Annotated in this window: 11 protein-coding genes and 1 pseudogene; 3 read left to right on the forward strand and 9 right to left on the reverse strand. The window is 61.6% G+C overall.

What is annotated here, in order from left to right; translation table 11 throughout:
- Positions 1-325: 325 nt before the first annotated feature.
- Genes AC1DWG_RS21755 through AC1DWG_RS21765 form a run of 3 tightly spaced genes read left to right on the forward strand, consistent with a single transcriptional unit; the run spans position 326 to position 5,801 of the window.
- Positions 326-1,570, forward strand: a complete 1,245-nt coding sequence (locus AC1DWG_RS21755; RefSeq protein WP_477788339.1) for an exonuclease SbcCD subunit D C-terminal domain-containing protein — start codon at positions 326-328, stop codon at positions 1,568-1,570.
- On the forward strand, positions 1,567-5,208 hold the full coding sequence (locus AC1DWG_RS21760) for an AAA family ATPase (RefSeq protein ID WP_477788340.1): 3,642 nt from the start codon (positions 1,567-1,569) through the stop codon (positions 5,206-5,208). Before AC1DWG_RS21755 ends, AC1DWG_RS21760 begins: the two co-directional genes overlap by 4 nt.
- On the forward strand, positions 5,205-5,801 hold the full coding sequence (locus AC1DWG_RS21765) for a glutathione S-transferase (protein WP_477788341.1): 597 nt from the start codon (positions 5,205-5,207) through the stop codon (positions 5,799-5,801). The genes AC1DWG_RS21760 and AC1DWG_RS21765 overlap by 4 nt, the downstream gene beginning before the upstream one ends.
- Positions 5,802-5,838: 37 nt before the next feature.
- Here AC1DWG_RS21765 and AC1DWG_RS21770 read toward each other — a convergent pair whose 3' ends face one another.
- The 9 genes and pseudogenes from AC1DWG_RS21770 to AC1DWG_RS21810 all read right to left on the reverse strand — a co-directional run bounded on the left by AC1DWG_RS21770 (position 5,839) and on the right by AC1DWG_RS21810 (position 12,629).
- Positions 5,839-6,096: a hypothetical protein gene (locus tag AC1DWG_RS21770; RefSeq protein ID WP_477754135.1), complete on the reverse strand. Its 258-nt coding sequence runs from the start codon at positions 6,094-6,096 to the stop codon at positions 5,839-5,841.
- Positions 6,093-6,218, reverse strand: a complete 126-nt coding sequence (locus tag AC1DWG_RS21775; RefSeq protein WP_477764283.1) for a hypothetical protein — start codon at positions 6,216-6,218, stop codon at positions 6,093-6,095. Before AC1DWG_RS21775 ends, AC1DWG_RS21770 begins: the two co-directional genes overlap by 4 nt.
- 115 nt (positions 6,219-6,333) lie before the next feature.
- Positions 6,334-6,459: a hypothetical protein gene (locus AC1DWG_RS21780; protein ID WP_263287176.1), complete on the reverse strand. Its 126-nt coding sequence runs from the start codon at positions 6,457-6,459 to the stop codon at positions 6,334-6,336.
- 218 nt (positions 6,460-6,677) lie between these two features.
- Positions 6,678-6,857 (reverse strand): hypothetical protein, encoded by a 180-nt coding sequence (locus AC1DWG_RS21785; protein ID WP_007979950.1) that lies wholly within the window; start codon positions 6,855-6,857, stop codon positions 6,678-6,680.
- A gap of 156 nt (positions 6,858-7,013) precedes the next feature.
- Positions 7,014-8,183: a lactonase family protein gene (locus tag AC1DWG_RS21790; protein ID WP_477788362.1), complete on the reverse strand. Its 1,170-nt coding sequence runs from the start codon at positions 8,181-8,183 to the stop codon at positions 7,014-7,016.
- Entirely contained in the window at positions 8,176-8,475 is a 300-nt protein-coding gene (locus AC1DWG_RS21795) for a DUF5629 family protein (RefSeq protein WP_477764126.1), read from the reverse strand. Before AC1DWG_RS21795 ends, AC1DWG_RS21790 begins: the two co-directional genes overlap by 8 nt.
- Before the next feature lie 98 nt (positions 8,476-8,573).
- Positions 8,574-10,156 (reverse strand): annotated as a pseudogene (locus tag AC1DWG_RS21800) (aldehyde dehydrogenase (NADP(+))); the annotation flags it as partial.
- Between the two features lie 10 nt (positions 10,157-10,166).
- Positions 10,167-11,159 carry an AraD1 family protein gene (gene araD1, locus AC1DWG_RS21805; protein WP_477764125.1) on the reverse strand — a complete coding sequence of 331 codons (993 nt, stop codon included), beginning with the start codon at positions 11,157-11,159 and terminating at the stop codon, positions 10,167-10,169.
- A 147-nt stretch (positions 11,160-11,306) separates the two neighbouring features.
- A complete protein-coding gene (locus tag AC1DWG_RS21810; RefSeq protein ID WP_477764124.1) occupies positions 11,307-12,629 on the reverse strand; it encodes an MFS transporter in 1,323 nt (440 codons plus the stop codon).
- Positions 12,630-12,659: the final 30 nt, after the last annotated feature.

The following is a 12,659-nucleotide window of genomic DNA, read 5'->3' on the forward strand; positions in this document are numbered from 1 at the left end:
GCTTCGATAATCTTCGAATCACATGTAACGCCCTAACCACTTCAGGCACCGCACGACCTACCTCGCCTCCCTTCTGTTGAAAGGCACATCCTGTCGATTGCACCGTAAGGCTCCATGCTCGAATCCATTAAATACCCCGCTCGCTGGTACGACTACTGACAGATCTGACAGCAGGGACAGGCGGTCGCAAGTTTTCCTACCGACTGAAAGCGTTGTGGCCTTTCAAAGGTGTTCTGCAACCACAGTCTTTTGTCAGTAAACTCTCTCCCCTTTCGCCGCCTTCATTTTTCCCGCGGCCATTACCTATTTTGTAGCGGAGTCCGCCTTGCGCTTGTTTCACACCTCCGACTGGCACCTCGGGCAGAACCTGCACGGCCAGGATCGCGATTTCGAACACGGCTGTTTTCTCGAATGGCTGCTGCGCCAGCTGAAACTGGATCAACCGGATGTGCTGTTGATCGCCGGCGACATCTTCGACACGGTCAATCCGCCGGTCAAAGCCCAGGAGCGCCTCTACGACTTCATCGTCAGCGCCCACGAACAGCAGCCGTTGCTGACCATCGTGATGATCGCCGGCAACCACGATTCCGGCTCACGGATCGAACTGCCCGCGCCTTTGATGCGGCGCTTGCGCACCCATGCCCTCGGTCGTGTGTTGTGGCTGGATGACGGGCAACTGGATGCCGAACGCCTGTTGCTGCCCTTGCCCGATGCCAGCGGTGAAATCGCCGGCTGGTGCCTGGCGCTGCCATTCCTGCGCCCGGCGGAGGTCACCGGCGCGCATTTGGGCGACAACTATTTGCGTGGGATCGGTCAGGTTCACGAGTGGCTGATCGAAGCGGCCAACGCCAAGCGCCAGCCGGGTCAGGCACTGATCGCCATCAGCCACGCGCACATGGCGGGCGGCTCGGTGTCGGAAGACTCCGAGCGCAGCCTGATCATCGGCAACGCCGAAGCCCTGCCCGCCAGCCTGTTCGGGCCGAGCATCAGCTACGTAGCCCTCGGCCACTTGCACAAGCCGCAGAAGGTCAACGGCGAGGAGCGCATCCGCTACAGCGGCTCGCCGATTCCGCTGTCGTTTTCCGAGATCAGCTATCAGCACCAGATTCTCGACATCAAGCTCGACGGCGAGACCCTGCTCAGCGTCGAGCCGAAACTGATCCCCCGCGCGGTCAACCTGCAACGCATCGGCCCGGCGCCATTGAGCGAGATCCTGTTGCAACTGGCGGACCTGCCGAACATCGACCTGTTGGCCGACATCCAGCGCCAGCCATGGCTGGAGGTGCGGGCGCGCCTCGACGAGCCGCAGCCCGACCTGCGCAATCAAGTGGAAACCGCCCTGCAAGGCAAGGCCGTGCGCCTGGTGCGCATCGCCGCCGAGTACGCCGGCAACGGCGGCCGTGACGGTGCCGACGAAGGCAGCACGCTGATCGAACTGGACCAGCTCACGCCTCAGGAACTGTTCAGCCGCGCCTGGCAGGACAACTACGGCAGCGAGGTCGACGAGCAGACCCTCAAGGACTTCGCCGAGCTGTTGCAGGACGTGCAGATGGAGAGCGAACAGCCATGAAAATCCTCGCGATCCGCCTGAAAAACCTCGCCTCCCTGGCCGGGCCGTTTGAAATCGACTTCACCGCCGAACCCCTGGCCAGTGCCGGACTGTTCGCCATCACCGGCCCCACCGGCGCTGGCAAAAGCACCTTGCTCGATGCCTTGTGCCTGGCGCTGTTTGGCGCTGTACCGCGCCTGAACAACACCGGCCGTGACGCCAAGGTGCCGGACGCCGACGGCGAGATCGGTACCGGTGACCCGCGAACCCTGCTGCGTCGCGGCACGGGTGAAGGCTATGCGGAAGTGGATTTCGTCGGTGTCGACGGCCGCCGTTACCGCGCCCGCTGGGAAGCCAATCGCGCTCGGGACAAGGCAGGCGGCAAGCTACAGGCCAGCCGCCAGAGCTTGCGTGACATCGATCAGGATCAATTGCTCGCCAGCCAGAAAGGCGATTACAAGACTCAGCTCGAAGCCGCGCTGGGCCTGAATTTCGAACAGTTCACCCGCGCGGTGATGTTGGCGCAAAGCGAGTTCAGCGCCTTCCTCAAGGCCGACGACAACGACCGCAGCGAATTGCTGGAAAAACTCACCGACACCGCGCTCTACACCCGCCTCGGCCGTCGGGCCTTCGACAAGACCAAGGAAGCCCGCGAGGCCCACAAACTGCTGCAGGATCAGGCCAGCGGCGTGACGCCGCTGGCGCCCGAAGCCCGCGCGGAACTGGATCAGCGTTTCAACGAAGCTCAGCAGCAACTCAAGGCCCGACAGGCTCAACTCAAGCAGCTTGAACTGCAGGACACCTGGCTCAAGGACCTGCGTCGCTTGCAGGACGAGCATCTGGCCGCCAGCGAACAACTGCTATCGGCCCAGACTCACTGGGAAGCCCTGACCAGCGAGCGCTTGAGGCTCACCCGCCTCGAACAGTTGGGCCCGCAACGGCACCAGTTCGCCCGTAAAGCCGAGGTCGACGGACTGCTGACGCCGTTGGCGGCGCACATTGCCTTGCATGCGCAGCAACATGGCGAACTCGGCGAGCGTCAGACGCAGCTCGAGCAACAGCTTAGCGACGCCCGGATCGCGTTGAACGAAGCGCAACAACGGCAAACCGCCAGCGCGCCGTTACTGCGCCAGGCCTTCGAAGCGCAAAGCACCCTCGCCCGCCTCGCCAAGGACACCGCCCTCAGTGCCGAGGCAAAGCAAAATGCCGAGCAGGCCTGCGGCCAGGGCCAGAGCACGATTCAGACCTTACTCGATCAGCAAACCCGTGGCGCCGGGGACTTGCAGCGCATTGCCACCGAGCTGGAGCAAAGCACTCATCTGGCACCGTTGAGCGATGCCTGGAATGCCTACCGCGATCGCCTGCAACAGTTGATGTTGATCGGTAACCGGTTGAATCAGGGCCAGGCCGAACTGGCCAGCCTCGAGCAAAACGCCACGAGCGCCGAACAAACGCTCAGCGCACAGAAGCAGCAACTGGAGGTGCTGTTCAAGGAGGCCGGCGCCGAACCGGATGCCGTCGCCGAGCAGATCGGCATCTTGGGCAGCCTGTTGCAGGACAACCGCAAGCAACTGCGCGCCGTCGAAGACCTTGCGCGCCTGTGGGCCAGCCAGCAGGACCTGGACAAACGCGGTGCCGAGCTGCAACAACGCCAGCTCACCGCGCAGCAGGAACGTGAACGCCTGACCCAGGACGGGGTCAAGGCCAAGGCTGATCTGAGCGTTGCCGAACAGACCCTCAACGTCACCCGCGAACTGCTGGAGCGCCAGCGTCTGGCGCGCAGTGCCAGTGTCGAAGAGCTGCGCGCGCAGTTGCAGGATGACCAGCCATGTCCGGTGTGCGGCAGCAACGAGCATCCCTATCATCAGCCTGAAGCCCTGCTGCAGAGCCTCGGCCGTTTTGATGAAAGCGAACAGGCCAACGCCCAGAAGGCCGTTGACCTGCTCAAGGAAAAACTCACCGACCTGCGTGCCGAAGTCGGCGGGTTGATCGCCCAGCAAAAGGAACTGCTGCAACAGCAGGAGCATCTGGCGACCCAACAGCAAGCCCTCGCCCCAAGTCTGGAAGCGCATCCGCTGGCTGCCCAACTGCTGAATCAGGACGCCGTCAAACGCGACGCCTGGCTCACCCAGCAAAACAGCCAGCTCAACCAGAGCATCAGCCAGGACGAGCAACGGCAGAGCGCGCTACTCACCCTGCAACAGGATGCCGCACGCCTGACCCAGCAACTGCGCCATGCCGAAACCGCGCACCAGCAAGCGACCCAGCACCTGGGCAACCAGCAACGCGAGCTGGGCAACGACCGTCAGCGCCTGGACGAAGAGCTCAACGCATTCGCCAATCTGCTGCCAGCTGAAACCCTGCAAGCGCTGCGCGTCGAACCGGCCGCGACCTTCATGCAGCTCGACCGGCAGATCGCCGAGCGCCTGGCGCAACTGGAACAACAAAAGGAAGAACTGGCCGAGCAGCAACAGCGCCAGCAAAACCTGGAGAAGGAACAGGATCGCCAGCAGAGCCGCGTGCAGCAATTGCAGGCCGCCGAACAGCAGTTCACCGGGCTGGCCGAGCAGCAACAGGCGAGTCAGCACACGCTCGGGCAATTACTCGGCGAACACAGCAGCGCCGAGCATTGGCAGCAGCAACTGGAACAGGCCGTGGAACAGGCGCGCAGCGCCGAAACCAGTACCGCGCAGACGCTGCAAAGCGTCGTTACGCAATCAGTACAAATCGCCGCCGAGCTCAAGGCCCAGCAAGAGCGCTTGCACGCACTGGAAGGCGAAGCGCATGAACTCGCCAGCAAGATCGGCGACTGGCGTGCCCGCCATCCCGAGCTGGATGACGATGGCCTCGAAGACCTTCTGCGGGTTGACGACACTCAGGTCAGCGAACTGCGCCAGCACTTGCAACACAGTGAAAAAGCCATCGAGCAAGCCAGCGTCCTGGTGCAGGAACGCGACAAGCGCCTGCTCGATCATCAAGCGCAACACAACGGCAACCTCGACGCCGAGCAACTGACCGCCGCACTGGTCGACCTGCAAAACCTGTCCGCCACCAGCGAGCAACACTGCGCCGAACTGCGTGCCGAGCAGGCCGAGGACCAGCGCCGGCAGAACGCCAATCAGGCCCTGGCGCAGCAGATTGCCGACGCTTACAGCGAGTATCAACGCTGGGCACGCTTGAATGCGTTGATCGGCTCCGCCACCGGCGACACCTTCCGCAAGATAGCCCAGGCCTACAACCTCGACCTGCTGGTGCATCACGCCAACGTGCAATTGCGCCAACTGGTGCGCCGCTATCGCCTCAAGCGCGGCGGCAGCATGCTCGGCTTGCTGGTGATGGACACCGAAATGGGCGACGAACTGCGTTCGGTGCATTCGCTGTCCGGTGGCGAGACGTTCCTGGTGTCGCTGGCACTGGCCCTTGGTCTGGCGTCGATGGCGTCGAGCACGCTGAAAATCGAATCGCTGTTCATCGACGAAGGTTTTGGCAGCCTCGATCCGGAATCCCTGCAACTGGCCATGGACGCCCTCGACGGCTTGCAGGCCCAGGGCCGCAAGGTCGCGGTGATTTCCCACGTACAGGAAATGCATGAACGGATTCCGGTGCAGATCCAGGTCCGTCGCCAGGGCAATGGCCTGAGCACCCTGGAGGTGAAATGAACACGCTGTATTCCTTCCGCCGCTGCCCGTACGCCATGCGCGCACGCATGGCCCTGCGCTACTCGGGCGTCGCCGTGGACATCGTCGAAGTCAGCCTGAAGGCCAAGCCCGCCGAAATGCTCGCGCTGTCGGGAAAAGGCACGGTGCCGGTGCTGTGCACCGATGGCCGGGTGATCGACGAAAGCCTCGACATCATGCGCTGGGCCCTGGCCCAGAACGATCCGCAAGACTGGCTGCTCAAGGATGATCCTGTGGCAGCGGCGCAAATCGCCCCGCTGATCGAACAGAACGATCAGGTGTTCAAGGTGCACTTGAATCGCTACAAGTACGCCGAGCGTTATCCCGAGCAGCCGATGGAGGTTTATCGCGCCGAGGGCGAGGTATTTCTGCAAAGGCTGGATGAGTTGCTGGAGGGACGCGACTACTTGCTGGCCAGCCATCCAAGCCTGGCCGATGTGGCCTTGATGCCCTTCGTGCGCCAGTTCGCCCATGTCGACCGCGACTGGTTCGCGCAGACACCGTATCGGCGTTTGCAGGATTGGTTGCAGCGGTTTCTGGAGTCGGACTTGTTTACCGGTGTGATGCGCAAGTAAGCCCCCTCGCCACAAAAGCCCTCATCGACAGCAGGCTTCAGGCCAACACCTCACACATCCCGATCGCCGAGCAATCGACCTGGAACGGCCCGAAAACCACGCCTTCATTCCTGATCGGTGGATTGCCGGCCAACATCCCCTGGGCACTGGCGCTTTCGATGCTGCGGGCAATGTTGTGGTTGGCTTCGATGGCCCGTGCCACCGAGCCTGCCGAGCCCTGTCCGATCCCCAGCAGGGAGGATCCGTTGGTCATGAACGCCAGGAAGGCAATGACCCAAAGTCTGTGCCCTTTCATGCGCCGGCGACCCCTGCGAGTTCAGCCTGAGCTGAAAGGCTGACAACCAGCACCATGGCCAGGTAAAGACCGATCGCCACATAGGCGCCATGTTTGGCAGAAGTGAGAATTGTGCTGGCCATGATGTTCTCCGCAGGCATGTTTCAATGCCCACAGAATCGATCAAAAAAGCCTGGATAACCACTCAGGGTTATCCATAGTAACCATCAACTTCATTGATCATTAAGCCAGACTATTTCAGTCTTCAATAAAACTGATCAAGCGCTCGCGCGCAGCATCCGGCTCACCCGGAACAGGCTCGGCTGCCGACAAAATGGGGGTGGAATAGAGAAACAGAAGAACCAATGCCAGACGCGTCACCATGCTGCCGATCCTTGCCGTGAGGAGGAGTCAAAAAATCAGCGTCAATTTAAACGTATGGCGATGTGATATCAAGCGCGACATTAATGGCAAAATGATACTGTCGCAAATGCGTTATGCAGGAGCGACATCACTCTGATCGTTTCCGACACTCGGGTTTTCAACACAAGTGTCTTCGATCATCAGTGACTTCGCTCCTGCATAAAGGCAGGGGTAAACGCTCAGGCTTGGGTTTTGTGATCCAGCGCGGCGTAGAAGTTGGCGCTCTGTTGCAGGTACTTCTGGGTGTAGCTCTGGGTGTGGGCTTTTTTGTCGCTGATTTCAACGTTGGCACTGGCTGGCAGCGCAACGGTGGCAGAAATGGCGGAAGCGGCGATGACAGAGAAGATGTTGAAGTTCATGGCGGTATTCCTCGGATTCAGTTGGCTTGCTTGCCCGGTGGGGCCGTGAAGCAAACTTAACCCTCGAGGGTCCGTGCCTTGAAATGCTTTGTAGCAGTACCAGATATCAGCGCCATTGATAAAAGCAGGCAGGCCCCATCAACCGGGGCCTGCGGCTTATTGACGCAGCAGAAACCTGAGATCGCTCGGGGCGTCCATCGGCAGTTTTTGCACGGTCTTGCCCAGCAGACCAGTCTTGGCATCGCGTTCGACGACGACAATCTGGTTGCTCTTCTGGTTGGCGATCAACAGGAATCTGCCGCTCGGATCGAGGCTGAATTCCCGCGGATGATCGCCCTCCACCGCCCGACGTTGCAGCTCACTGAGGTGGCCGGTCGCCGGATCGATGGCAAACACCAACAGTTGATTGGCCGTGCCACGGTTGCTGACGTAGAGGAACTTGCCGTCAGCCGAGGCATGCAACGCCGCTGCAGCCTTGTCCGAGACCGGTTGCCCGGCAGCCAGATCGACCATCTGCGTCTGCTTGAGTTGGCCGTCGTGGTAATCGAACACCGCCACCTGGGCGCTCATTTCCATGGTCAGCCAGGCGTGTTTGCCATCGGCGCTGAACAGCAGATGACGCGGTCCGCTACCGGGCGGCAGTTGCACGAATGCCGGGGTCGCCGGAGTCAATGGTAGTTCGGGGTTGGCCTTGGGGTCGAAGCGATAGGCAAACACCTTGTCGGCGCCCAGGTCGTTTGCGAACACGTATTGGCCATCCGGCGACGGGATCGTCGAATGCACGTGGGCCGAGGCCTGGCGCTCGGGATTGACCCGGCTCGCCGGGTGGCTGCTCATCTGCACCACCGGTTTGAGCTTGCCATCGACCGCCACCGGCAATACCGCGAGGGTGCCGCCCGGGTCCTCGGCCACCGAGTAATTGCTGACAAACAGATGGCTGCCATCGGTGCTGAGGCTGGAATGGGTGGGCTCGTTGCCCAGGCTTTGTACCTGGCTGATCAGGCTCAGCGCATGGGTCTTGGGATCGATCGCGAAACTGCTGACGCGCCCTACCAGATCGGTCTGGCCCGGGCCGTTTTCGTTGACCACGAACAGGTGTCGCTGATCCTTCGACAGGGTCAGCCACGAAGGGTTTTCGCTTTTGATCACTTGCAAAGGGCTGGTATTGATCTGCCCGGTACTGCTGTCGAAAGCCAGGCGGTAGATGCCCTGGCTTTGACCGGCGGTGTAGGAGCCCACCAGCAGTTGATAGTCATCGGCGGATGCGACCTGGACGCCTATGGCACCGATGCTGCCGGCCATCAATAGTGGCCAGAGTTTAAGCATCGCCATTCGCATCTTCGCTGTCATCGTTGTCACCGCGGGATGCAGTCATGCACACCAGACGGTGCTCGCCGGAATCACCGATGATCAGCCAGCTTTGCAGTGTCGGATCGAAGCTCGCCGTCTGGATCTGCGCCGGGGTGAACTCCCAGTGCAGCGCCTTTCGACCGTCCATGCATTCAATGTGCAGGTTATCGTCCTCGTCGAGGGAGAATTCGAACGCGTGCAAGCCGTCGATTTCCACCATATCGCAGTGTTCGAGGACGTTGAGCAGGGTGTCGGTTGCTGAAGTCATGGCAGTCAATCTTTGAATGGGAAAACGCCAATGATAGCTCATGCACCACATCCCCTGTAGGAGCGAGCCTGCTCGCTCCTACAGGGATTGTGGTCAGCGGCTACAGCGCCTCGCGGGACGATTGCCCATCCACCAGTCGCTGGATACGTAGCGGATTGCCGTTCTTCAGCGCCTCCGGCAGCAAATTGTCCGGATAGTTCTGGAAGCACACCGGGCGCAGGAAACGATCGATGGCCAGTGTGCCCACCGATGTACCGCGCGCATCGGACGTTGCCGGGTAAGGCCCGCCGTGGACCATCGAATCGCAGACTTCCACGCCCGTCGGATAGCCATTGAGCAGGATGCGTCCGACCTTCTGCTCAAGCAACGCCGTCAGTCCGGCAAACTGTTCGAAGTCTTCCGGCTCGCCAATGACGGTGGCGGTCAACTGGCCGTGCAGGCCATTCAAGGCGGCCAACAGTTGCGCATGATCCGCCACTTCAACCACCACCGTGGTCGGACCGAACACTTCCTCTTGCAACACTTCATCGCCATCGAGCAGCAGGCTGACATCGGCCCTGAACAATTGCGGCTGCGCCTGATTGCCCTGCTGCGGGTTGCCGGCCAGATGCTCGATCCCCGGATGCACGAGCAGTTTTTGCAAGCCCTGGCCGTAGCTGCTCAAGGTTCCGGCATTGAGCATGGTTTGCGCCGGCTGGTCACCCATCAACCCGGCCACTTGCTGCACAAAGGCGCTGAACGACGCTGAGCGAATGCCGATCACCAGACCGGGATTGGTGCAGAACTGGCCGCAGCCCTGAACCACCGACGCCGTGAGGTCGCGCGCGACGGTGCCGGCCCGCGCTTGCAACGCCTGGGGCAACACGATCACCGGGTTGATGCTCGACATCTCGGCGAACACCGGAATCGGTTGCGCACGGGCCGCGGCCATGTCGCACAAGGCCCGACCGCCCTTGAGCGAACCGGTGAAGCCCACAGCCTGAATTGCCGGATGCTTGACCAGCGCCTCGCCGACGCCCCCGCCGTAGATCATGTTGAACACGCCGGCCGGCATGCCGGTTTTCTCGGCGGCGCGGATGATTGCGTCAGCCACCCGCTCAGCCGTGGCCATGTGACCGCTGTGGGCCTTGAACACCACCGGGCACCCGGCGGCCAGCGCCGATGCGGTATCGCCGCCTGCGGTAGAGAACGCCAGCGGAAAGTTGCTGGCACCGAACACCGCCACCGGCCCGAGGCCGATACGGTATTGACGCAGATCCGGGCGCGGCAACGGTTGACGCTCCGGCAATGCCCGGTCGATCCGTGCGCCGTAGAAATCACCACGCCGCAGCACTTTGGCAAACAGGCGCATCTGGCCGCTGGTGCGTCCACGCTCGCCTTGAATCCGGCCAGCGGGCAACGCCGTTTCGCGGCAGACCACCGCGACAAAATCATCACCGAGGGCATCCAGTTCATCGGCAATGGCCTCGAGAAACTGCGCCCGACGCTCCGCGCTCAGCATGCGATAGGCCGGGTACGCAGCCGCCGCCGCGGTGGCCGCCGCATCGACTTCCTGCGCTGTCGCCTGAGAAAAATCCTGGGGCAAGGCCTCGCCCGTTGTCGCATCGAAACTCCGCAACTTGACGCTGCCAGCGGCGCTGCGTTGGCCGCCGATGTAGTTGTGACCAAGAATCCGGGTCATGGGTAAGTCCTCAAAGTGTGCCGACGGTGCCGGGTTCGAAAGCCGCTGCGACCGGTGCGATGCCATTGATCAATGGCGCGCCGAATTCGGCCTGGGTGATCTCGAACACGTCGCCCGGTTGTGTGCGAATGCCGTCGGCAAAGGACAGGGTCGCGGTGCCGAAGAAGTGAATGTGAACATCCCCCGGGCGCAGAAACTGGCTGTACTTGAAATGATGGAATTCGAGGTTGGCGAGGCTGTGGCACATGTTCGCCTCGCCACTGAGAAACTCGTTCTGCCACAGCACTTCGCCGTCGCGCAGGATGCGGCTGGTACCGGCCAGATGCTGCGGCAGTTCGCCGACCCGCAGTTCCGGGCCATAGCTGCAGCTGCGCAGTTTCGAGTGGGCCAGATACAGGTAGTTCTTGCGCTCCATGACGTGATCGGAGAACTCGTTGCCCACAGCAAAACCCAGGCGATACGGCTTGCCGTCGCGACCGATGACGTACAGGCCAGCGATCTCCGGCTCTTCACCGGCATCTTCGGCAAACGGCGGCAGGGGAAACGGCTGGCCCGGCCTGACGACGATGCTGCCATCGCCTTTGTAGAACCATTCCGGCTGCACACCGGCTTGATCTTCTGCCGGTTTGCCGCCCTCCACGCCCCATTTGAAGATGCGCATGGTGTCGGTCATCGCCGATTCGTCGCCACTTTGCTGGTGCATCTTGTCCCGGGCCGATGCACTGCCCAGATGGGTCAGGCCCGTGCCACTGACCAGCAAGTGCGCCGGGTCCGGATGGTCCAGGGGCGGCAGGATGCGCCGTTGCGTCAGCAGTTCGGCATAGCCGTGGCTGATGCCCAGCCCCAGACTTTGCACCTGTTGCTCAAGATTGGCGCCTGCCTCGATCGCCGCCAATGCCAGATCGCGCACGGTGCGCATGTCCTGCACTTCACGAACCAGCCCCGCCTCGACAACGCCGACACGGCGTTCGCCGTTACTCAATTCGAACTGAACCAAACGCATGAATTTTCTCCTGTAAACAATACTTCAGAACACCGCAGAACTCCTGTAGGAGCTGGCTTGCCAGCGAATGCGATTGAACATCCAACATTCATGCTGGCTGACCCACCGCTTTCGCTGGCAAGCCAGCTCCTACAGGTCCGTATCCTGTCAAGTGCGGGAAGCCCCACGTGCACTTGCTGCAAATTGATCGGCTGGCAGGACGTGTTTGCGTTCCAGCAGGCGATAGACAACGCCAGTCAGAATCAGGCCAAACACCATCACCCCGGAGAGGAAATACAAGCCGGACGCAAGATTGCCGGTGTACTCCTTCAACGCGCCGATCACGAATGGACCGAGGTAACCACCGAGGTTACCCACCGAGTTGATCAAGGCGATCCCCGCCGCCGCACTGGCGCCGGCGAAGAAGCGACCCGGCAAGGTCCAGAACACCGCCGTGCAGGAGAACAATGCGAATGCCACCAGGCACAACGCCGCCAGTTGCAGCACCGGCACCGACAGCCAGGCGCTGAGGAACAGGCCAATCGCACCCAGTACGTAAAGCACGGCGAGGTGGCCGTAGCGGTCGTTCAAGCGGTCGGAACTGCGTGGAATGATCAGAAGGCCAACGATCCCGAAGATGTACGGCACTGCGGAAACGAAACCGGTCACCAAGTCGCTGCCACCGAATTGCTTGATCAAGGTCGGTAGCCACAAACCCAGACCATAGATGCTCAGGGTCACCGGCAGGTAGAACAGCGCCAGCAGCAGGACGCGTTTGTCCTTGAGGGCGTGCAGCGGGTTGCCATGGCGGGTCTGGCCGTACGCGTCCAGGTCCTTTTTCAGTTCGGTGCTCAGCCAGTCCTTTTCTGCCTGGTCCATCCACTTCACTTGTTGCGGGCCGTCCGGCAGGTAACGCAGCACCGGCCAGGTCAGCAGGATCGCCGGGCAACCGATGACGATGAACAGCCACTGCCAGCCATGCAGCCCCAACACGCCGTCCATGCCCAGCAAGCCACCGGACACCGGGCCGGTGACCATCATCGCAATGGGTTGCGACAGGATGAACAGCCCGAGGATCTTGCCGCGATGGCGCACCGGGAACCATTGGGTGATGTAGTACAGAACGCCCGGGAAGAACCCGGCTTCGGCGGCGCCGAGCAAAAAGCGCATCACATAGAAGCTGTTCGGCCCCTGGACGAAGGCCATGCCGATGGTGATGGCGCCCCACGTGACCATGATCCGCGCGAACCAGCGCCGTGCGCCGAAGCGGTCGAGCATCAGGTTGCTGGGGATCTCCAGCAGGAAGTAGCCGATGAAAAACAGCCCGGCACCAAGACCGTAGGCGGCATCGCCGAGGCCGATGTCCGCGCCCATGTGCAGTTTGGCGAAGCCCACCGCGGAGCGGTCCACATAGGCGATCAGGTACAGCAGGATCAGGAAGGGAATCAGTTTCAGCGTGATGCGACGGATAAGCCGCAGTTCCTGGCTCATGAGATCGGTCTCCGATTGTTGTTGTTATGG

The sequence above is a fragment of the Pseudomonas sp. P4_B3 genome (genome assembly GCF_056402295.1).